Consider the following 22,379-nt stretch of genomic DNA (forward strand, 5'->3'; position numbering starts at 1 on the left):
ACTGCCTTTCATTTAACTATTGAAAAAACCATTAATAACTTTATTGGTAAACGTGTGCTATAACCATTTGAGTCTCTTGAAGTTATAATACAGATAGCCACACAACGAACCAATAATGAGCATGATCACAAGGTAAGAATACTGCCAGTGTAGCTCAGGCATAAAGTCAAAATTCATCCCATAGATACCAGCGATGGCCGTGGGCACAGCTAAGATACCTGCCCAAGCCGCAAGCTTACGCACCACCTCATTCTGTCCCATATTGACCATGGCCATATAGGTGTTCATGACCACGCTAAGCATCTCATTAAGCCCGTTGATAGCATCTAGTGAATGTAATAGATGGTCATTTACGTCGCGAAAATAGGGCTTTGCCGCTTGAGAGAAGCCAGAGACCAGCTCGCTTTTTTTATGATTGATAAAAAAGCTACAGATGTCTTGTACCGGCAAAATAATGGCACGCATATGTACCAGTTGCGATTTCAGCTCATAAAGGTTTTTTAGCGTGCTCTTGTCAAATTCAGAGGTGAAAACGTAGCGCTCTTGCTCACGTAGATATCGGCCCAAGCGATCGGTGACTGGCATATAGTTATCAACGATAAAATCGAGAATGGCATGCAGCACAAATATTGGTCCCATACGCAGCTTTTCAGGTCGACGATTACAATGCTCGCGGACAGGTGCGTAGGAGTTTGATGGGCCATTGCGAATAGTGATTAGGTAGTTTTTACCCATAAATATCGCTGTCGTACCATAACGAATAACTTTGTCTTCCAGCTTGGCCGTACGCAATACGACGAAAACCATGTCGTTGTCATAATTCTCGACTTTAGCACGCTGATGATCAGCGAAAGCATCTTCAATCGCCAGTTCATGCAGACCAAATGCTTCTTTGACTTTGACCATGGTCTCTAGGCTAGGATCGTATAAACCCAGCCAAACAAACTGACCGTTGTTACTCAAAGCGCGACTCACATCATTCAGGGCAACTTTATTAAGTTTTTCGCCCGTCTTACGCGAGTAAGCATAGCAATTGACAACCTCGTCCTCACTCGACAAGTCAATATCTTCATAGCGCTCAGAGTCAGGATCGTAGACCGTCATGGTCTCGATAGTGTCCTCATTCGTTGCGTCAGTATCGCCGTAGATATAACTGCCGTTATTGTCTAAATATAAGTGTGAGTCATTCATATCGGCATAAAGACGGCTGATATTGGAGTCGGGTGCAATACGTGCTGTTTTTTGAATCAACGGATCATTATTGTTTTCCATACACCCTCCTTTAATAAGTAGTACCAACCCCAAAAAATACGATTAGCTGTGTCAAACTTGTTTAGTCTACAATGCGTAGTACTTGCACTCGTTTTCCTTGCGACTCTAATTTTTGTGAGTGGTATAAAAAAATATATCGATACCGCAACTCATGTCACAACTCATGTTAGCACTTATGCCACGCTCTAAAGGGCATAGCGCTTTAACGTATCAATATCGACTAAGCTCAATAAACTCTCATGACAGGCTTCGAGTTTGATTTGCGGTGCAATATCGAAGTCTAGTGCTTCAACCCAGCGTAGGGCACAGATACACCAGTAGTCACCAGGTTTCAGGCCTGCAAAATTATATTCAGGTAGTGGCGTAATAAGGTCATTGCCGCGACTGGCAGAAAAGTTTAAAAACTCGCTGGTCATCTTGACGCAAACAGTATGCTGGCCGACGTCGTGATTGCCAGTATGACAAAAGCCATTGCGATAGTAGCCAGTGATAGGGTCGAAGCAGCAGCTGGCAAGTGCTGTACCTAAAACGTTGGCTTGGTTGATGGCTGGGTTTGGGTGATAATCAGATGACATAAGGCTTCCGAGATAAAAGTATGCGTTAGTGTACCATGAGTCTATACTGAGGTCGTTGTTGAAACTCTGCGCAAGATGCTCTTTATTGTATAGAATGATTGTGACGTTTCTCAATCGAACTATTACTTATGTAAGGTATAGATAATCTTCATGGCTTTAGTGTTGATAAGGCGTAATTAGATGGTGATTGTGGCCAATTGTCACTAGGCGAACCTTAACTGCTATGCTAAACTAAAACCGTAAAGCGCCTTGATTATTTATCGCCGTTTATTAGCGCATAAAGATACTCGTCTTATCATTCTAAATAATACTTATTACTCACCCTTTTGCGGTTACCTAGTTTGTTTATAAATAATTGGGTCAATGATGTTGTGCGTTAAAAATAAAAATGCGTGACGTCAATGCAATTGTAAATATAACCTTTAAGTACCGCATCAGTACCGCGTTTTTGGTAAGCGATACGCCAAACAAGGATTTATTGTGTCTGTCAGTCCTGATTTTGCAAAACCTGCCCCGTCAAATACTACCAATCAAGCAGCGACTCAGCATGCCAACGATGCTGCTGCATCTACGCCGTATCTAAGTCATTTTTCTAGCGATGTTGCCAACAGCTGGCTACTGCCTGATGGTGTGGTCGATGTGCTGTTTGAAGATGCGCATAAGCAAGAAGTGCTTAGGCATCAATTGACCAAACAGCTTATCTCTCATGGCTATCAACTCGTAAACCCACCAATGATTGAGTTTACTGAGTCGTTGCTAAGTGGTGCCTCAGAAGATTTAAAGCGTCAAACCTTTAAAATCATCGATCAGTTGACAGGCCGATTGATGGGCTTGCGTGCGGATATCACACCACAGATTTTGCGTATTGATGCGCATCATGGTGGTACGGGTATTGCACGTTATTGTTATGCAGGCGATGTGATTCATACTTTGCCATCAGGGCTGTTTGGCTCACGTACGCCTTTGCAGCTCGGTGCTGAGATATTTGGTTGTGCCTCGCTTGCCGCAGATATTGAGCTGATAGATGTGTTGTTCACGATGGTGAATACACTGAATATGAGTGCTGCGCTACATATAGACTTGGGGCACGTCGCCATATTCAAGCGCTTAGCAGAGTTGGCTCAATTGTCTGACCATGACACTGAGCAACTGATGCATCTATATGCCAATAAAAACTTGCCAGAGCTCAAGCGTGTCTGTCAGTCATTGCCATTGGGTGATGATTTCTATGCATTGGCACGCTTTGGCCACGATATTACCAATCTATTGGCGAGATTGTCAGAGACTGCGCAGCAAGACACGCAAGTCGCAACTGCTATCAATGAATTACAACGTCTAAAAACACATCTGCAAGAGCAGTGGCAGTGCCCTGTGAGTATCGATGTGACGGAATTATCAGGCTATCATTATCACACTGGTATCGTATTCAACGGTTATATCAATAGTGAGACTCAGCCACTGGTACGTGGCGGTCGTTTCGACGGTATGCAAAGCGGCAATCAATTAGCAATCAATCAGCCACGTGAAGCCACTGGCTTTAGTATGGATGTCAGTCGTTTGCTAGCGCACACTCAGCTTGAGGCGCCAATTATCGTATTGGTCGACTATGAAGCATTGAGCCGTGCAAGCCAAGAGAAAATGCAGACGCTGTTGCAGCAAGTTGAGAGTTTACGCCAGCAAGGTTATCGCGTCACCATGCCATTAGATATAGCAGATTGCCCAGTTGGCATGACGCATCGCCTGAGCTTTGTCGATAATCATTGGCAGTTACAGAATATTTAAGCATTAATTTTAATAGTATGACCATTTTTTAACGTTTTTAAAATTAAGATAACGAAAGTTATAGTTGATTCAGTTTAAAAGAGAGTCAAGGAAACCGAGTGCAGAGGTATATGTCATACTTCAAGCGAGGTTAACGCTGTCACTCTTTTATATAGGATTGGCTATATCATCGTTTTAAACCGTTATTGCACACACCTCAATACATAAAGGTAAGGATTGATCATGGGTAAGAATGTCGTAGTTTTGGGTAGCCAATGGGGCGATGAAGGTAAAGGTAAAATCGTTGATTTACTAACCGAAAAAGCCTCAGCAGTCGCTCGCTTTCAAGGCGGCCATAACGCTGGTCACACGTTAGTTGTCGATGGCAAAACCACCGTCCTGCATTTAATCCCATCAGGTATCTTGCGTGAAGGCGTTACTTGCTTCATCGGTAACGGCGTCGTATTAGCCCCTGACGCATTGCTAAAAGAAATGAAAGAGCTAGAAGACAACAACGTACCTGTACGTGAGCGTCTGCGCATTTCACCGAATTGTCCACTAATCATGCCATATCACGTAGCGCTTGACCAAGCACGTGAAGCCAAACGTGGTAGCGGTAAAATCGGTACAACGGGTCGTGGTATCGGTCCTGCGTATGAAGATAAAGTTGCACGCCGTGCCATCAAGCTTGCTGATTTATTCCGTGAAGACTTAGAAGAAAAACTACGTAACCTAATCGAATATCATAACTTCCAATTGACTCAGTATTATAAAGTTGAAGCGATTGATTTTGATGAAACACTTAAGCTTTGCAAAGAGTGGAAAGAAGAGATTAAGGGTATGGTTACTGATGTAACTGAAGACCTAAATCAATTGCGTCTTGCTGGCGAAAACCTAATGTTCGAAGGTGCTCAAGGTACGCTACTTGATATCGATCATGGTACGTATCCGTTTGTGACCAGCTCAAGCGTAACGGCTGGTGGCGTGTCTACTGGTACTGGTATCGGTCCATTGTATTTAGATTACGTACTTGGTATCACTAAAGCTTACACCACGCGTGTTGGTAGTGGTCCATTCCCAACTGAATTGTTTGATGATGTTGGTGCTCATTTGGCCAAAGTCGGTCATGAGTTTGGTGCGACCACTGGTCGTGCGCGTCGCTGTGGTTGGTTCGATGCTGAAGCATTACGCCGTGCCGTGGTATTGAACTCTATGTCAGGTATTTGCTTGACTAAGCTTGACGTATTAGATGGTCTTGAAGAGTTGCTAATCGGTGTGGGTTATAACCTACCTGAGACTGAGTGTGCAGGCGCACATGATGCTGAATTCTATGAGTCAGTCACGCCTAAGTACGAAACCATGCAAGGCTGGAGTGAGTCAACCGTTGGTGTAACCAACTATGACGACCTACCAGAGAACGCTAAAAAATACATCAAACGTATCGAAGCATTGATTGGTTGCCCAGTTGATATCATCTCAACTGGTCCTGATCGTGAAGAGACTATCGTATTGCGTGACCCATACGACGCGTAATTGCAGTAACATCTTTATATTTGTTTCACTATTAATAGATAGATTGATCGATAAAACCCCAGTGCTCAGTACTGGGGTTTTTGCTTTTGTGAGAATTCATAGCATTATCAACCATTAATACATAATAAATTTACTTTTATGCAAGGTGCGGTCATAAATTAGCCCTATCATTTATGGTCTTAATCATTATAATAGGCAGCAATCCTATGTTGGCGCTCAGGTTTTAGATTTGACTAACAATAAGTTGGTTAAGTCAGCCCAAGTCAACATTGTGGCCAAAGATAAAACAAAGCATTAACTCTTTCATTTTTTACCGAATTTATCATTTATTAGGAGCTTTTTATGGCTAACGAACGTACTTTATCTATCATCAAACCTGACGCAGTTGCTGGCAACCACATCGGTGCTATCTACAGCCGCTTCGAGCAGGCTGGTCTAAAAATTGTTGCTGCTAAAATGATGCAACTTGATGATGAAAAGGCAGGCGGTTTCTACGCTGAGCACGCTGAACGTCCATTTTACAATGACCTAAAATCTTTCATGATGTCAGGTCCAGTATTGGTATCAGTATTAGAAGGCGAAAACGCTATCGTTAAGCATCGTGAAATCATGGGCGCAACTAACCCTAAAGACGCTGCTGAAGGTACTATCCGTGCTGATTTCGCTAGCAGCATCGATGAAAACGCCGTTCATGGTTCAGATTCTGCAGAGTCAGCAGCACGTGAAATCAGCTACTTCTTCAATGAAGAAGAAGTTTGTGCACGTACGCGCTAATATAGTAAACCAACTATAAACGATGGCGGCATTAGACTTGTTTGCTGTAACTGCTATAATTAGCTAGTTACGATTTACACTCGTTTTATGCGTACTGGCTTTATATTTGATTCACTGTATACGACTGACGTAGCAAATTAGCTGTCAATCAGTCGTGTCGCGAGACGGCTTATATCTTATGGGTATAAGCCGTTTTAGCTATTATAATAATCCTATAGTCAAAGAATTATTAAACAGCTACGGCATTACCCTCCTTAGATGTACTACTTGTATAATCTGCAGTCGGCTGCCTTGTATCCGCTTTAGAGTTCTGTGACCATATTATTCATTGAAATTCTTGATGACTTGCCTCATTATTAATTTTACGTAGCGTTATCAATCCCTTATCAGCATGTTTTTATCGAATGCGCTCATAACGGATTGCTCATGCACTCATATATTATGTATGTATGACAACATTCATATAAACAATTGCACCGCTTATCTAAGCTTATGCAAAAAGGTTATCTATTATGTCCACTGTTCAATCACCGATCCAACATATCCCTGCTAAGCTAACAGATAGCATTAAGCTAGTTGATGAAGCTCAGGCAAAAACCAATCTGCTAGGAATGACGCAAGCGCAACTTGCAGAGTATTTTAAGAGCATTGGCGAAAAGCCTTTTCGCTCAACGCAGGTGGTTAGGTGGATATATCAGCAGGGCGTGACAGATTTTGAGCAAATGACCAATCTTAGCAAATCATTGCGTGATAAATTGTCACTCAACGCTTGTGTCATTCCACCAAAGGTGATTCATCGTCAATATAGCGATGATGGCACGCGTAAATGGGTGTTTGAAGTTACGGGTGGCTCGTTGGTTGAGACCGTTCTTATTCCTGCAGATGACAGCAAGTTGAACGGCCGTAAGACATTATGTGTGTCTTCACAAGTGGGCTGTGCGCTGGACTGTAGCTTTTGTAGTACGGGCAAGCAAGGGTTTGAGCGTGACTTAACTGCTGCTGAGATTATCGGTCAGTTGTGGGTGGCCAATGCCTCTTATATGACTGACGAAAATGACAGCTTAGAAAATGTCGATCATAGCCTATGGGAAAATAATGTCACCAACGTCGTGATGATGGGCATGGGTGAGCCGCTATTGAATTATAAGCCTGTGGTTGGCTCAATGGAGCTGATGCTCAGCGATCATGCTTATGGGTTGTCAAAGCGTCGCGTTACCTTATCGACTTCAGGTGTTGTGCCTAAGCTGTATCAGCTTGCGCAAGATATCGATGTGGCATTGGCCATTTCATTACATGCACCCAACGATGAGCTACGCAATGAGCTAGTGCCAATTAACAAAAAATATCCGTTAGAAGAGCTGATCGCTGCGGCAAAAAACTATGTGTTTGACGTCAATCCACGTCATAAAAAACACGTCACAATTGAGTATGTGATGCTTGATGGCGTCAATGACAGCAACGAGCATGCTAATCAGTTAGTTGCATTATTAGAAGGGCTACCAAGTAAGATTAACTTGATTCCATTCAATCCGTTCCCACATGCAAACTATGACAAATCAAGCAACAATCGCATTCATGCCTTTAGCAATATACTGAGCGAAGCAGGTTTCGTTTGTACCATTCGTCAAACCCGTGGCGATGACATTGATGCTGCTTGTGGTCAATTGGTTGGACAAGTGGCGGATCGTACTAGACGCTCTGCCGCATGGCAGCAAAGTATCAAAGACCGTGAAAACACTTAGTAGGGTCTTAAACGGACAAGTTTAGTATTTAACGGTCTTAGGGCGTGTCATCAATTAATACATTTAGTGGCCTTAAAATGGCTAATTTTTGCTAAACATCGTCAGTAATTTTGTCAATCTGTTCATATTAACGGCAATTTATTTCTTGTTTATCTACAATTTTTCTCATTTTAAGCCTCACAATCTAATTGATGACATACCTTAGAAGATAAGCTGTCTTTTATCTGTCGCAATGGTAATAAAAATGTAGCAATAACAATCAGTATCGATGAGTACAGCAATTAATCACAACTAAATTGTACTTATGGGGGTTAAATCTATTAAACTGATGTTTCTTTGATCGAACGCATTGAATCACAGTTTTATGATGGCGGCTATGATGACTTCTAAAAATTCTTGTCAGTTCAAATATCAAACATTATTTTCTAAAGATGGTAAGCAGTTGATGACAGCAACTTCCCAAATGGCGACGTCGAAGCATGTGATGCTGGCAACGGCGTTTGCGGGGGTTCTGCTGACTGGTTGCCAAAGCACATCGACCAATGAGTTGATTAACAATACGGCTTATCAGACATCTACACGGTCCAGTGATAACCGCAAATCGAATCAACAAGAAGTCGCTCGTGTGCGCACCTCACTCGCTGCACAATACATTCGCGAAAAAGACCTCGACACTGCTCAACGCCAACTCGAAAAAGCCTTTATTGCTGATAGCCGTTACGCGCCAGCCTATGATATGATGGGCGTTTTGCTGCAGCAAGAGGGCAGTCAGCGCAATCTCGAAAAAGCCGATGAGTATTTCAAAAAAGCGATCTCACTCGATAAAGATTTTGAGCAAGCAAATAACAACTACGGCGTATATCTGTCACAGATGAAGCGCTATAGTGAAGCGGCTGAGCAGTTTCAGATTGCAGGTTCAGCATTGGGTTATGAAGGGCGTATTGGTGCGTTAGAGAACTTAGGACGTACTTATTTACAGCTCGGCGATCGCAGTGCGGCTTCCAAAGCATTTTTACGTGCGCTTGATGGCAATCGTAATAGTATTATTGCCCATATCGAATTGGTAGATTTGCTGCTTGAGCAACAGCGTGTTCCACAGGCTCAAAGGCTTTATGATGAAACATTGGTGATAGTACAAAGACAGGGTGTTAGCCCACGCGTACTATTACAAGGTATCAAACTTGCTGCTGCGCAAAACAATATACCGACACGTCAAAGATTAGCACAGCAACTTTTATCCGCTTATCCATTAAGTGATGAAGCAAAAAAACTTAAGACTTGGCTTAACAATCCAGAGGCACCATGGAAATGACCACCCCATCATTAAACACTCAATCTAACGCTCAGGGATCATTTGGTGCCATGTTGCAGCAAGCCCGAAAATCTAAGCAAGTTAGTTTAGAAGAGGCGGCCGCCGAGTTATTTATTTTAAAGCGTCATTTACAAGCGCTAGAAAATGAGAATTTTGCTGATTTACCACAAGCAACGTTTGCTCGTGGTTTTGCAATAAACTATGCCAAATTTTTGGGATTGGATGCAACCAAAGTCGCTAGCAGTTTTGATGCGGCTTATCCCAGTGAGCTTAAAGCTAAATCAGTTAATAATACCAATACACCATTGCGTCCAATGGGTACGTTGCAGCGCGATACTCGCAACCGTATTCGCTTTAACCCATTACTGATTTTGGCGGTCATTGGTGTTATTGTTTTGGCAATTTTCTTATTCCGTATGGTAAGCAACGCCAGCAAAGAAAACAATGCAGAACCAGTACCTACAGTAGACGACGTATCTGAGATAGAACAAGCCCAAGGTGCTGCGATTGATAGCTCGACTGGCGTTGGTGCGTCTGGCTCTGCATTAAACTTAGGTGGCGCTGAAGTCGGTCAGGCTGCATTAGTAGTCAAACTGACTGACACAGCGGTCATAAGTATCATTGATGCCTCTGGTAGCACTTTAATAGATGGTTCGCAAACAGCGGGTGATTATCAATTGTCAGGCACGCCGCCGTTCAGTGTGAAAATCGATGACGTCGATAATGTTAGCTTAATGCTAAACCAAGAAGCAGTTGCATTGGATACTTATGCAGCAACTGATAAGCAAGCCAGTTTTGAGCTAGCACCTTAATTGTCAAAACTAACAGCTGTTTAAAGCCAATAGCTGTTCATAGTTATTATAAACATGTGTCTTCTATATTTTTTTGCTCTAATGAAAGGGTTTGTCTATGTCAACGTCAGCGCCTATTAACCGTCGCCTTACCAAAAAAATATATGTCGGTGATGTCGCGATTGGTGGTGATGCGCCGATCAGTGTGCAAAGTATGACAAACACTGATACTTGTGATGTGGCAGCGACTGTCGCGCAGATCGAACGCTGTGTTGAAGCAGGCGCTGACCTGATGCGTGTCTCGACGCCCACGATGGATACTGTCAAAGCGTTTGGTGAAATTCGCAAATTGGTCAGTGTCCCATTGATTGCCGACGTGCATTTTGATCATAAGATTGCATTGGCAGTGGCCGAAGCAGGCGCGGACTGTCTACGTATCAACCCAGGTAACATCGGCAGCGATGCCAAAGTACGTGAAGTCGTCGCTTGTGCCAAACATTATAATATTCCTATTCGCATTGGTGTGAATGCCGGCTCTTTAGAAAAAGACATTCAGCGTAAATATACTGAGCCAACTGGTGCTGCTATGCTCGAATCTGCGATGCGCCATATTGATATATTAGAGCGTCTCAATTTTGATCAATATAAAGTATCGGTCAAAGCCAGTAATGTGTTTTTGACATTGGATGCTTATCGTCTTATATCGGCTCAAATCGACAATCCATTACATTTGGGCGTGACTGAAGCTGGCGTCTATCGTACTGGTGCCGTGAAGTCTGCAATTGCGTTAGGTGGCCTACTGTTAGACGGTATCGGCGACACCATTCGTATCTCTCTAGCAGCAGAGCCTGAAGAAGAAATCAAAATTGGTTTTGATATTTTAAAATCGTTAAATATTCGTTCTAATGGCGTTAACTTTATCGCTTGTCCAAGTTGCTCACGTCAAGAGTTTGACGTGATTAGAGTGATGACTGCATTAGAGTCACGCTTAGAAGATGTCCGCGAACCGATGAATTTGTCAGTGATTGGCTGTAAAGTGAACGGCCCAGGTGAGGCGAAGGAATCTGATATAGGTATCGTTGGCGCTGCACGTAAGTCACTAGTCTATCGTATGGGTGAAAAAAGCCATCTTATTGATACCAATAACTTGGTTGATGAAATAGAAAGTATGGTACGCGCTCACGCCGAAGATTTGGCCAAAAAACGTGAGAATGAGATCATTCGAGTAAAATAACACGCCACTGTTAGTAAAAAAATTATAGATATACTTGTTAAAAATTTTAAGGATACGACCGTACCATGATTAAAGCTATCAAAGGGTTCAATGATATTTTGCCTGACCAGTCCGCAAAATGGTTACATTTAGAGGCAATACTGGCTGACGTTTTGGGCAGATACGGCTATGAGCATATTCGTTTGCCAATCGTTGAGCAAACCGATTTATTTGCACGTGCTATCGGTGGCGCAACAGACATCGTCGAAAAAGAGATGTATAGCTTTACTGATAAATCTGATCCACCAACGCCATTAGCATTACGTCCTGAAGGTACCGCTGGTGCAGTACGTGCAGTGATTGAGCACAACCTACTGCGCGGTGATACACCCAAATTATGGTATATCGGTCCGATGTTCCGATATGAGCGTCCACAAAAAGGCCGTTATCGTCAGTTCCATCAGTTGGGTGTCGAAAGCTTCGGTAGCGCATTGCCAGATGCTGATGCGGAACTGATTGCGATGACCCATTTAATGTGGCAAGAGTTGGGTCTAAAAGATGAGATGCATTTGCAGCTGAATAGTCTAGGGGAGCTGGATGAGCGTTACGCCTATCGTGAAGCACTCGTGGCTTATTTGACGGATAAAAAAGATCAGCTCGACGAAGATAGCAAGCGCCGTTTAACGACCAATCCGCTACGCATTCTAGATAGTAAAGAAGCGAGTACCCAAGCCGTATTGGCAGACGCGCCAAAGCTGGCTGAGTTTTTGGGTGCAGAAAGCATGGCGCACTTCGAGCAAGTACAAGCGTATCTGACGACACTTGGTATCAAATTTGAGATTAATCCGCATCTGGTACGTGGACTTGATTATTATAATAAGACTGTTTTTGAATGGGTGACAGACAAGCTTGGTAGTCAGGCTACTGTGTGTGCAGGCGGCCGTTACGATGGTTTGATCGGACAGCTGAAGTCAATCGGTACCGATGCCAATAAGCCAGTAAAATCTGAGCCTGGTGTAGGCTTTGCGATGGGGCTTGAGCGTCTATTATTATTGATGGAAGCGGTCGCACCGATTGCTGATATACCTGCTTGTGATGTATTCGTAGTTGCTCATCCAGAGGTCTATAGTGCTGGTATTGGCTATGCACAAAACTTGCGTTACAGTCGTCCAGATGTACGAGTCAAGATGGCAAGTGCAACCAGTCTAAAAGCGCAAATGAAAAAAGCGGATAAGTCAGGTGCTGCATTGACGGTTATTATTGCTCAGCAAGAATTGGACGATAATACCATTAGTGTGAAAGATATGCAGACGGGTGAACAACAGACAGTTGCGACAGATTGGTTGTCGAATAAAGACAATTTTTCTCGTAACTGATAGGTTTCGGTTTCCTTAGTTTTAGTATCAGCAATTTAATATAAATTTATCAGGTAAATAGATATGGCTCTGACACCCAATTCGCCGAATGCAGACAACTCAATGCAAGCGTTAAAGCAATATGGCAGCTACATTGTCACTGCGATTTTATTGGCATTGGCAGCCTATTTTGGTTGGACGTACTGGCAGGACAATCATGCACGGGTAGATACTGTAGCTGCTGATAGTTATGCCGATATTCAGCGGTTGAATGAAGAAGTCAGTCTGTCCTCACAAAACCCTGATTTAGAAGCAGAGGCACAAGCAGCGCTCGAACAGAGCCGTACGCAATTGAGCAGCGATATTGATGCGTTGGTGAGTACACATGGTGAGTCAGTCTATGCCTGGCAAGCATTGATGATTAAAGCTCGTCATGAAGTTGATAATGACGACTTCGCTGCTGCTACAGAGACTTTTAAGAAAGCACTGGCAATCGACTTGGGTGATGCAGGCTTAGAGGCTATTACTCGTTTGCGTTATGCGAAGACGTTGTTGGCGACAGGTGATACAGATGCTGCATTGGCAGAAGCTAAAAAGGACATGCCAAGCTCTTTTGAAGCCAGTCAGCAAGAACTATTAGGTGATATCTACTTAGCACAAGACAATAAAGAATCAGCAGTTAAATCATACAACAATGCTTGGGAGCTGTTACGTAGCCGTCAAGAAACGCGTGCAGTATTGGCGTTAAAGATGGAAAGTTTGGGTACGGTACCTGAGCCTATCGAAGACCAAGCCAGTCTTATTCAAGAGTCAAATGCTGCTGTTCAATTACCAGTGGCGGCTGACTCTGCAGAAGCTCCTACTGCTGAGGTTACGCAATAGTCGTATCGTCGTAAATATTATTGACTAATAATGGCACTTGTATTCTACTTAGCACTTGATAATAGCTAACTGATAGTCAGTACCTAACATTGTTCCATATACCAGTTCCATATACTAAATGGCGCCGTAAATCAGCAGCACATTACGACACAGGGCGCTGATTTGACGTGCTTTGCTAATACTATTCGTTGACTAGTTATTTATCGATAGCTAATTTGCTTATTAATAATAATTTATTTGTAGTGAGAACTTATAATGACTCAATCTATTCGCTCTAGCAAAACCTCAAAAGCTAAAACCATCAAAACGACGGTTATGCATGTGGCCGTACTGGCAGTAATGAGCACTGCGGTGATTGGGTGTAATCGCGGCATCAAACCCGTTGTCAATGATCCGGTAAAGCTAGTACAGATTGCTCAGCCTATTAGTGTACTACAACCTGTTTTTAGTACGGATGTCGGTAATAAAAAAGCCAGTAAAAAAGATCCACTAGATTTGCAGGTTGGTTATACCAATGAACAAATCGTTACTGCATCACGCGGTGGTGAATTGACTGGTTTTAATAATACTGGCGAGCGTTTATGGTCAGTGAATGTTGACGAACAAATCACCGGTGGTGTCGCTTTAGATGCATTGAGCCAAACCGCGATTATTAGCACGCGTAGTGGTAAAATAATGGCGTTTGATAGTGGCACTGGTGAAAGACGTTGGCAGCAACAGCTATCAGGGTCAGTGTTGACACCAGCGCTTATTACCAATAATCGTGTCGTTTTATCGGCAAACAACGGCTTTTTACACGGCTTATCACTACAAACTGGACAGTCTGTATGGCAGTTTGCGACTCAAGTACCTGCTATCAGCGTGCGTGGCAGTGCGGCACCGACATTATTAGATAGCAAGACGGCACTATTGGCCACTGCCGATGGACGTTTGCATGCAGTAACAGCAGACAATGGCTTGCCACAGTGGTCAAGACGCGTTGGCGTTGGTGCTGGCAGCAGTGAAGTTGAGCGCATGAGTGATGTTGATGGCGCGCCTATCGTTGACAAAAATCAGATGTTCGCCATCAGTTATAGTGGTCAATTATTAGGTATTGATTTGGCATCGCGCCAAGTGATGTTCGTCAATGAACAAGCCAGCTTAAAAGCGCTTGCCGTCAACACTCAGCAAGTCATTGCGACTGGTTTAGATGGTAAGGTTGTGGCTTACGATCGCAACACTGGTGCAGTATTGTGGGAAAGTGAAGAGTTGGCTTATCGTCATCTGACCAATCCTGTGATGATTGGCAACTATATTGCAGTTGGTGACTTAGACGGTGTGGTACATTTATTTGACCCTGCTAGTGGTAAAATCGTCAGCCGCGTAGAAACCAAAGGTGCGTTAAGCAGCTTGCAGGTACAAGGCAGTCGTTTGATGACTCAAAGTACTTCAGGACAAGTCGCAATCTGGCAGTTGGCACGCTAAGATATTGATTAATAAACATTAAATTAAATAGTATGTTTTAATATAGTTGATTCAGTTTAAAAGAGAGATAAGGCAACCGAGTGCAGATGTATACCTGATACTTCAAGCGAGGTTAACGCTATCACTCTTTTATAGAGGATTGATTATAGTGCTATTATGCGATTTGATTGATCTTGGTATTATAAAATACAAACGCTGCTTAGTCAGCGTTTAGTGCCTTGTGTAAATGACTTGTTTAAACACAGGCTTTCGCGTACTCTATGCGACCGATACGCTGTAGGCGTTATCTATATATTATTTATACAACATGTAGTCCCCCCTTATATAGCAGGCATTAATCGTAAAATAGGTGATTATTGTTTTTGCTATCGTTTTATTATTTATTTTAATTTACGGTCAAGTGCGGTAAGTTCGCTGTTATGTTATTGGTTATCAGAATAACTGTACTGTCCGTCATTTTGCCTTTCACTGAGAGTAATCCATGAGTATCAAGCCTGTGGTCGCCTTAATTGGTCGTCCAAACGTCGGTAAATCCACCTTATTTAATCAGTTCACAAAAAGTCGGCAGGCATTGGTTGCTGATTTATCAGGACTGACTCGTGACCGTCAATACGGTGATGCTACTTATGAAGACAAGTCTTTCATTGTTGTAGACACTGGTGGTATCGGTGAGGCGGATGATGGTAGCGGTAACATCGATGATTATATGTCTGAACAGTCGCATACTGCGATTCACGAAGCCGATATCATTGTATTCGTCGTTGATGCTCGTGCTGGTATGATTGGTGCCGACGCTGAGATTGGTAAGTTTTTGCACACACTTGGCAAGCCAGTATATGTTGTCGCCAACAAAGTCGATGGCGTCCATGATGCTGCGCCTGCAGAATTCTATGCATTAGGATTGGGCGAGCCGTACCCAATGGCTGCCAGTCATGGTCGCGGTGTTGGTAATTTGCTTGAAGTATTGACAGCGGATATGCCTGAGCAAGATAATATTGTAGAGCCAAGAGGTTTGAAGCTTGCTATTATTGGTCGTCCAAATGTTGGTAAATCAACGCTAGTGAACCGTCTATTAGGTGAAGATCGAGTGGTGGTTTTCGATATGCCTGGTACCACACGCGACAGTATTTACATTCCTTATAAGCGTGAAGGTAAAGACTACGTATTGATTGATACCGCTGGTGTACGTCGCCGCGGTAAAATCGATGAAAAAGTAGAGAAATTCTCTGTCATCAAAACCTTGCAAGCAATCGAAGATTCTAACGTGACCGTTATTGTTATTGATGCTCACGAAGGTATCGTCGACCAAGATTTACATATGATTGGCTATGCACTGGATGCGGGTCGTGCATTGGTAGTGGCGATTAATAAATGGGATGGTCTGACGCAGGATCAAAGAGATTACATTAAAATTGAGATGGATCGTCGTTTCAACTTTATCCCTTATGTGAAAATTCATCTGATATCGGCGCTGCATGGTACTGGTGTAGGTAATTTATATCCGTCTATCTTACGCGCTTATAAGTCATCTATGTTTGAAGTATCAACCAACCGTTTGACTCAGATTTTGCAGGATGCTGTAACTGCGAACCCACCACCAACCGTGTCTGGTCGCCGCATTAAATTACGTTATGCGCATATTGGTGGTCACAATCCACCAGTCATTGTTATTCATGGTAACCAGACCAGCTCATTACCTAAGAGCTATCAGCGCTATCTTGAAAACCAGTTCCGTCAGGTATTCAAGCTCGAAGGTACGCCGCTTAATGTCATTCTTAAACAAAATGACAACCCATATGCGAACAAGAGCGATACGCCTACCAAAGCGAAAGAACAGCAGTTGCGTCAACGTGAACGCAACCGAGCACAAAAATTCACCACCAAAGATAAAAAACCTCGTAAATAGATAAGACAGTTGACTCATTCACTACTACTTTATCGTGCCATAGAGCACGATAAAGTAAGCTGTACGCTACTGTATCTGTGGTTGCTTTAGCTGTCATGAAGAGTGAGTATCTATCAGTTTCACCTATCACACCTTCCTAATAGCTGTAGTATAAATCAATGTTATCTTGACTTAGTTGAGTGATATGAACAGCCGTTCACCGCAAACCATCTCTGTGCTAATCCGGCGTTCTGTCGCACAGGCCCTCATACTAGCTGTGTTAGTAGGCTTTTTATTGTCTTTTATTTATGGTTTGGTCTATCATTACACAGAAAAATATAGGCATGTGCAACAGCTAGCCACTTTACTAACGACCAGTGCATCGACGGCTGATAGTGCTGATGTTGTTTCTGAGCAAGTGAGGTTTTTATTAGAGAATGAACCAAGTATCAAAAGTATCTTGTTTTATTCAACACCTCAGCCTGTTGATGATGTCAGCCAATCAAAGGATGATTGGAGAACGGCATTATTTGCAGATACCGTCAGCTTTAACTATCCGGTAACCAGCAACTATATTAATATCGATAGTGACGTTAATGCATTAAAATCTAAACAGCAATCGGCTACCACTTTGTTAGGCAATAAAAATGAGCCGTCAGCAGCTGATAAAGTCGATAAAGACAGTGCACTAGTTGGCTATATTAATATCACTTTAGATGTGCAACAACTTCGGTCGCATTGGTATCGTAGCAACTTGCTGCTATGGCTCTTTACTACCATACTGGCAGTGCTTTGGGCTTTATATCTTTTACGTAAACTCAAATGGCCAGTCAGAGATATTGAATCTCTGACCGAAGCCTGTGACATCGTGTTAAAAAACACAGAGCTTGAGCAGTTACCAGTCATTCCGCAACATTTTAATTTTCAAGAGCTGATGCTAATCAAAGAGGCCTTTATAGCCTTGTTTAATCGTTTACAAAAAGTTAGCCTAGATTATGAATCGCTTGCGACTTTTGAAAAGCAGTTGCATAGCAAAGATTTGTCTCTCGATGTGCAGCTGCATAACTTTCAAAGTATGATAACCCATGAGTTGAAAACCTCGCTAAATGCTATCGTGGGCGGTTTGCAGTTATTGGATCACGACCTACTCAATAGAGAGCAAAAAGATGCTATTGAAATCATTAGTAATGGGAGTGATAAATTGGTGTCGTCGCTTGACCATATTATCCAGTTAAATCAAATACAAAAAGGTCAAGTAACTATCGATTCTATCGAATTCAATCCATTACAATTGATTGCAGATATCTTGGCAGAGTTTGAACCAGTTGCTCAGAAAAAAGGCTTAGTATTAACCAGCCGTATTCATCATATCGACTATAGTCTTACAGGCGATGCTGAAAAAATACAACAAATTCTATCGATGTTACTCAGTAATGCAATCAAGTTTACGCCTGCTGGACAAGTGATTATTACGTCGCAATTGACCCATTTTGATAAAAGTAATCGTTGGCAAATCAGTGTGAAAGATACCGGTATTGGTATCGATCGCAATCATATAGAGGATATCTTTAATCCATTTTTTCAGGTAGATTCATCACAAACTCGGCAGTATGAAGGGTCAGGTGTGGGGTTGCCTGTCGTTAAGCAAATAGCGCAGCTTATGGGTGCTACTATTGAAGTGGATAGTACGCTAGGACTAGGTACAGAGTTTACGCTGACGGTAATAATGCCAAACCAGCATCAGTCTCAGCAGCAACAGCTATTGGCTGGGTTGACGATCATTTATTATTACTATCATGAAGTGGGTTTTTTAGGGAATGAATTGGAGCGTTTGGGCGCGACAGTCATCTATCATCAGCATGAACAGCTGGTTATGGATGAGATGAGCGTCAAAAAAATAAATATGGTCATGTTTGCAGAGGATATCGTGGTAAATAAAGCTGAATCCTTAGCTGATATTATCCGTCGATCTGAAAGCGAGCACCGTGCGTTATTAGTGTATTGGTACTCACCGCATCGAGCCCAGTACTTAGACAGTTTTGAGCATGGTTTAAAAGTTGCAGGTATGGATTATTGTCGTAGTGCTACTTATAAAGGTAAAGCTTTGAGTGATTTGCTGCAGCGTTGGTTGATATGGAAATAAGCTAAGCTGTCCCTTAACCCTTATTCCTTATCATAATCATAATCATAATCATAATCATAAAAAAGACGCCCTATATCAAGGCGTCTTTTTTGTTGGACAACATACTTATCAGGCATGTTGTTCATCTCTAATGTTATGCTTAAAAGAGGTTCTGTACCCAACGTGTGAGACGTTGCCAAGTACGGCTCATAAAGCCTGATTCTTCGATATCGCTAGTCGCAATGATAGGCACTGATGCTACGGCCTTGCCATCAATAACCGCCATCATTTTGCCAATTTCTTGACCTTTTTTGATAGGTGCTTCTATGCTTTCAGGGATATCAACCACAGTAGTGATTTTATTCTTTTGAGTTTTACTGGTCAAAATCTGTAAATTGTCACCAGTGGCCAGTTCAACTTCATTCGCTTCTCCGAACCATACTGGAACCTTACTGACGAACTGTCCAGCAGGTGCTTTGGTAACGGTAGTGAAATGACCAAAGCCCCAGTTTAATAATTCACGTGATTGATCAGCACGGGCTTGTTGGCTCTTGGTACCCATGATGACAGAAATCAGACGCATACCATCACGATTACTTGATGCAACCAAGCAATAGCCTGCTGCATCAGTATGGCCAGTTTTTAGGCCATCAACGGTTGGGTCAGTAATGAGCAAAGCATTACGGTTACCTTGAGTAATACCATTATAGGTAAACTCTTTTTCTGAATAAATGCTGTAATAGTCGCCACTGTTTTTGATGATAGCGCGCGCAAGTTTAGATAAATCTAAAGCAGATGCTAAGTGGCCTTCATCAGGCATACCAGTAGCATTGACAAAATTAGAGTTCTCCATGCCAATTTTTTCTGCTTGCTCATTCATCAAGATAGCAAATGATGCTTCGCTACCAGCAATGTGCTCAGCCATCGCTTTTGACGCATCATTACCTGACTGAATGATAATACCGCGTAGCATGTCAATGACACTAGCTGTCTTATTCACTGGTACATACATACAAGACTGACTACTACTGCCACGGCACCAAGCATTTGAGCTCATTAACACTTGTTCGTCTTCTTTGAGGTCACCTGATGCTAAGCGCTGCTCAATGATATAACTGGTCATCATCTTGGTGAGAGACGCTGGTGGTAGTGACTCATTGGCATTTTTTTGAGCCAAGATTTCACCAGTGTTGTAATCCATTAATACATAGGCGGTATTGTCCATCTCGGGCGGCTGTATAGCAGCACTTGCCATCACTGCACTCATTGAGATACTTACACCAACTACCAGCTGTACAAGCTGATTTTTTACACGCTTTACTGTCATATATCGTTACACCGCATCATGGAACCAAATGTATCTATCGCTTGTATCCTGTACTAATTTTCATACATTATTTTAAGCAGCATGTCTTAAATGCAGTGTTTAAAATAATGTATCGATGAAAATATGAATGACTGCGCAATAGACATAAAATTAACGCCTTATCTTAGCAAAATGACAACCGATGGGGAATCGATAAATACAAAAAATAAGGCGCGACTAAAAACAAAGTAGAATATTTAGGGGAGGTTTGGTTGTAGCCACAAAAAAGCCTGCTGCACCGTCTATTATTTTGAGCGGGGCTACAGCAAGCTTTTTATTGTACAAATTAAATCATACAGTTTTTAAGTCTCTTTCTATATAGAAATGACATGCCTTAGTTAGTACCGCTGTTTTATTATCGTTAATGGTAGCGGGTTTGTCATACTTGCTACTTGCTACTTGCTACTTGCTACTTGCTACTTGCTACTTGCTACTTGCTACTTGCTACTTGCTACTTGCTACTTGCTACTTGCTACTTGCTAGTAGGCTAGTTATATCTGGATATTATCTAATAGTATCTAGGCCGGCGACTAATATTCAGCGTTTGCTAAATCTTCACATAGTGCTTTGTTTTCTTGCTTTGAGAAGCCCATCGTCCAGCTACGAATGCCTTGTAAGATTTGACGATAATCTTGTTGAGTTGAGAGATATTGAATAGCCGCTTTTGGATCCTCTAAAGATGGCATTAGTTCGTGCAACTGCACACCATATGATTTATAAAAGCGCTGTTTTTGGTTGCCACTTAGCATCGGTGGACATATCTCTGACAGCACTTGCATCACCGCAATTTCGTGCTTGGTTATGTTCACGCCAGCCATATCTAAAGGTATGGTTGTATCAGGATTACTCGCCGCAAAAGATGCTTGAGATAGCATAGCAACAGACGTTATCAGTCCTGCAAGACCAAATTTTGGTGCAGTTTTTGCTATGACAGAAGCTATAGATAATATCGATTGATTTTTCATTTAGCATTACACTCGCTTATCTTTATTTGATGGTCATATGTTAATGGCTAAAAAAACAAAAGTCACATAAAATATTGATTTATGTGTAGATGTCTTGTGAGCCAAAGTCGTTTCTTAGCAACATATCAGCAGCATATACTTGTAAGTTACGTCAGCATAAAAATATAAGTTTATATTGTTGTCCGTTGTTGCCTATTGTAACGTGAAGCGCAATACTTTTGCCTCTGCCAATTCAGTGACTATACGGATAAAGTCGTTAGTAAAATAACAAATCAGCTAGATTCTAAGCAAAGACAGGGTTCGTGTCAGGATACTATGTAGGGTATAATCTTTCATCATTACGATTGCAATATAGCCTTGATATACTGAACTAATATCGTGCAATTTTTCCGAGGCTGTGATGCTATCGCTTCTGTTTCCGGTTCTAATTATAGCAATTTTATGCCGATAAAGTTCATAAGTGGACAGACGGTCATTTATAAATATATTGAGTAGCAATGAAATTTTTGATTAGTAATGATGATGGGGTTTATGCGCCAGGGTTGTTGGCACTGTATCAGGCATTGTCTACCATTGGTGACGTAGTGGTGGTGGCGCCAAATAGTGAGCAGAGTGGTTACGCGAGTGCCTTGAGTGTTACTACGCCATTGCACACTCATGAACTGCCGTCTGGCTTTGTCGCTGTGAATGGCTCACCTGCGGACTGTGTTTATTTAGCATTACATGAGTTGTATCGTCATACGCGCTTTGATTGTGTGATTACGGGCATCAACTCAGGTGCTAATTTAGGGCAGGATGTGATGTTTTCTGGCACCTTTGGAGCAGCCTTAACAGCGCAGCTTTTTGGCGTGCCTGCCATCGCAACTTCTTTGGTAGGCGGCGGTGCCAAAGCAAGTGGGCAAGAGCAAGCCAGTGATTATCAGCTGGCAGCAAATGAGATTGTTAAGTTATTAGCTGACACTTCACTATTAGATGCCTGCAAAAATTTGCCCTATCACGTATTAAACGTTAATATTCCGGATGTTAATCATGCTGATGAGATCAAAGGTCGCAAGATAACTTCGTTAGGGCATCGTCAGATTGCCCGTCCTGTGCACCATGTGGTTGATCCACGCGGGCGAGATGCCTATTGGCTATCGCTACGCAAATCTAGACATGAGGTGCCAGAAAAAATGGAAGACATGCCATCATCTGCCATACAATTAACAGATGACCAAGCAGTGGCGGCAGGTTATATTAGCCTATCACCAGTGCGACTCCATCATACGCCAGTCGCTGCACTAGACAGTTTATCTTCGTTAGCTTTGTAAATGTGTGCCTATAGAACGATGAATGGCGTTAGGTAAGTGGTGAAAGGCAAAAGAACG

General features: G+C 42.5%; 17 protein-coding genes. 13 read left to right on the forward strand and 4 right to left on the reverse strand.

Going from position 1 to position 22,379, the window contains the following annotated elements; genetic code table 11:
- Window positions 1–57 precede the first annotated feature (57 nt).
- Both corA and I6E84_RS12695 read right to left on the reverse strand, forming a co-directional pair.
- A complete protein-coding gene (corA, locus tag I6E84_RS12690; protein WP_197100678.1) occupies window positions 58–1,272 on the reverse strand; it encodes a magnesium/cobalt transporter CorA in 1,215 nt (404 codons plus the stop codon).
- A gap of 185 nt (window positions 1,273–1,457) precedes the next feature.
- Window positions 1,458–1,847 (reverse strand): DUF2237 family protein, encoded by a 390-nt coding sequence (locus I6E84_RS12695; RefSeq protein ID WP_197218343.1) that lies wholly within the window; start codon window positions 1,845–1,847, stop codon window positions 1,458–1,460.
- A gap of 480 nt (window positions 1,848–2,327) precedes the next feature.
- Here I6E84_RS12695 and I6E84_RS12700 point away from each other — a divergent pair, with 480 nt between their 5' ends.
- From I6E84_RS12700 to I6E84_RS12755, 12 genes are all read left to right on the forward strand, one after another.
- Window positions 2,328–3,629, forward strand: a complete 1,302-nt coding sequence (locus tag I6E84_RS12700) for an ATP phosphoribosyltransferase regulatory subunit (RefSeq protein ID WP_197218344.1) — start codon at window positions 2,328–2,330, stop codon at window positions 3,627–3,629.
- A gap of 222 nt (window positions 3,630–3,851) precedes the next feature.
- Window positions 3,852–5,141 (forward strand): adenylosuccinate synthase, encoded by a 1,290-nt coding sequence (locus I6E84_RS12705; RefSeq protein WP_110922316.1) that lies wholly within the window; start codon window positions 3,852–3,854, stop codon window positions 5,139–5,141.
- 342 nt (window positions 5,142–5,483) lie between these two features.
- Window positions 5,484–5,915 carry a nucleoside-diphosphate kinase gene (gene ndk, locus I6E84_RS12710; protein WP_197218345.1) on the forward strand — a complete coding sequence of 144 codons (432 nt, stop codon included), beginning with the start codon at window positions 5,484–5,486 and terminating at the stop codon, window positions 5,913–5,915.
- Between the two features lie 512 nt (window positions 5,916–6,427).
- A complete protein-coding gene (rlmN, locus tag I6E84_RS12715; protein WP_197218347.1) occupies window positions 6,428–7,657 on the forward strand; it encodes a 23S rRNA (adenine(2503)-C(2))-methyltransferase RlmN in 1,230 nt (409 codons plus the stop codon).
- Between the two features lie 376 nt (window positions 7,658–8,033).
- Window positions 8,034–8,969, forward strand: a complete 936-nt coding sequence (gene pilW / locus I6E84_RS12720; RefSeq protein ID WP_227681512.1) for a type IV pilus biogenesis/stability protein PilW — start codon at window positions 8,034–8,036, stop codon at window positions 8,967–8,969.
- A complete protein-coding gene (locus I6E84_RS12725) occupies window positions 8,966–9,781 on the forward strand; it encodes a helix-turn-helix domain-containing protein (RefSeq protein WP_197100690.1) in 816 nt (271 codons plus the stop codon). The genes pilW and I6E84_RS12725 overlap by 4 nt, the downstream gene beginning before the upstream one ends.
- A 97-nt stretch (window positions 9,782–9,878) precedes the next feature.
- The gene (ispG, locus tag I6E84_RS12730; RefSeq protein ID WP_110922320.1) at window positions 9,879–10,994 is read left to right on the forward strand and encodes a flavodoxin-dependent (E)-4-hydroxy-3-methylbut-2-enyl-diphosphate synthase; all 1,116 of its coding nucleotides are present in this window, start codon (window positions 9,879–9,881) and stop codon (window positions 10,992–10,994) included.
- 65 nt (window positions 10,995–11,059) lie between these two features.
- The gene (gene hisS / locus I6E84_RS12735; protein ID WP_197218351.1) at window positions 11,060–12,349 is read left to right on the forward strand and encodes a histidine--tRNA ligase; all 1,290 of its coding nucleotides are present in this window, start codon (window positions 11,060–11,062) and stop codon (window positions 12,347–12,349) included.
- 63 nt (window positions 12,350–12,412) lie between these two features.
- A complete protein-coding gene (locus I6E84_RS12740; RefSeq protein ID WP_197218353.1) occupies window positions 12,413–13,210 on the forward strand; it encodes a YfgM family protein in 798 nt (265 codons plus the stop codon).
- A 255-nt stretch (window positions 13,211–13,465) separates the two neighbouring features.
- Window positions 13,466–14,674: an outer membrane protein assembly factor BamB gene (gene bamB, locus I6E84_RS12745; RefSeq protein WP_197218355.1), complete on the forward strand. Its 1,209-nt coding sequence runs from the start codon at window positions 13,466–13,468 to the stop codon at window positions 14,672–14,674.
- A gap of 481 nt (window positions 14,675–15,155) precedes the next feature.
- Window positions 15,156–16,580, forward strand: a complete 1,425-nt coding sequence (der, locus tag I6E84_RS12750; RefSeq protein ID WP_110922324.1) for a ribosome biogenesis GTPase Der — start codon at window positions 15,156–15,158, stop codon at window positions 16,578–16,580.
- A 184-nt stretch (window positions 16,581–16,764) separates the two neighbouring features.
- Window positions 16,765–18,702 carry a sensor histidine kinase gene (locus I6E84_RS12755; protein WP_197218357.1) on the forward strand — a complete coding sequence of 646 codons (1,938 nt, stop codon included), beginning with the start codon at window positions 16,765–16,767 and terminating at the stop codon, window positions 18,700–18,702.
- 139 nt (window positions 18,703–18,841) lie between these two features.
- On the opposite strand, the gene I6E84_RS12760 is transcribed toward I6E84_RS12755, so the two are convergent.
- Both I6E84_RS12760 and I6E84_RS12765 read right to left on the reverse strand, forming a co-directional pair.
- Window positions 18,842–20,008: a D-alanyl-D-alanine carboxypeptidase family protein gene (locus tag I6E84_RS12760; protein ID WP_197218358.1), complete on the reverse strand. Its 1,167-nt coding sequence runs from the start codon at window positions 20,006–20,008 to the stop codon at window positions 18,842–18,844.
- Between the two features lie 569 nt (window positions 20,009–20,577).
- Window positions 20,578–21,012: an MCR_0457 family protein gene (locus I6E84_RS12765; RefSeq protein WP_197218359.1), complete on the reverse strand. Its 435-nt coding sequence runs from the start codon at window positions 21,010–21,012 to the stop codon at window positions 20,578–20,580.
- Between the two features lie 497 nt (window positions 21,013–21,509).
- On the opposite strand from I6E84_RS12765, the gene surE reads away from it, so the two are divergent.
- The gene (surE, locus tag I6E84_RS12770; RefSeq protein WP_197218360.1) at window positions 21,510–22,322 is read left to right on the forward strand and encodes a 5'/3'-nucleotidase SurE; all 813 of its coding nucleotides are present in this window, start codon (window positions 21,510–21,512) and stop codon (window positions 22,320–22,322) included.
- The last annotated feature ends 57 nt before the right edge of the window (window positions 22,323–22,379 follow it).

The organism is Psychrobacter sp. SCQQ22 (genome assembly GCF_015864605.1).
Taxonomy (GTDB): domain Bacteria; phylum Pseudomonadota; class Gammaproteobacteria; order Pseudomonadales; family Moraxellaceae; genus Psychrobacter; species Psychrobacter fozii.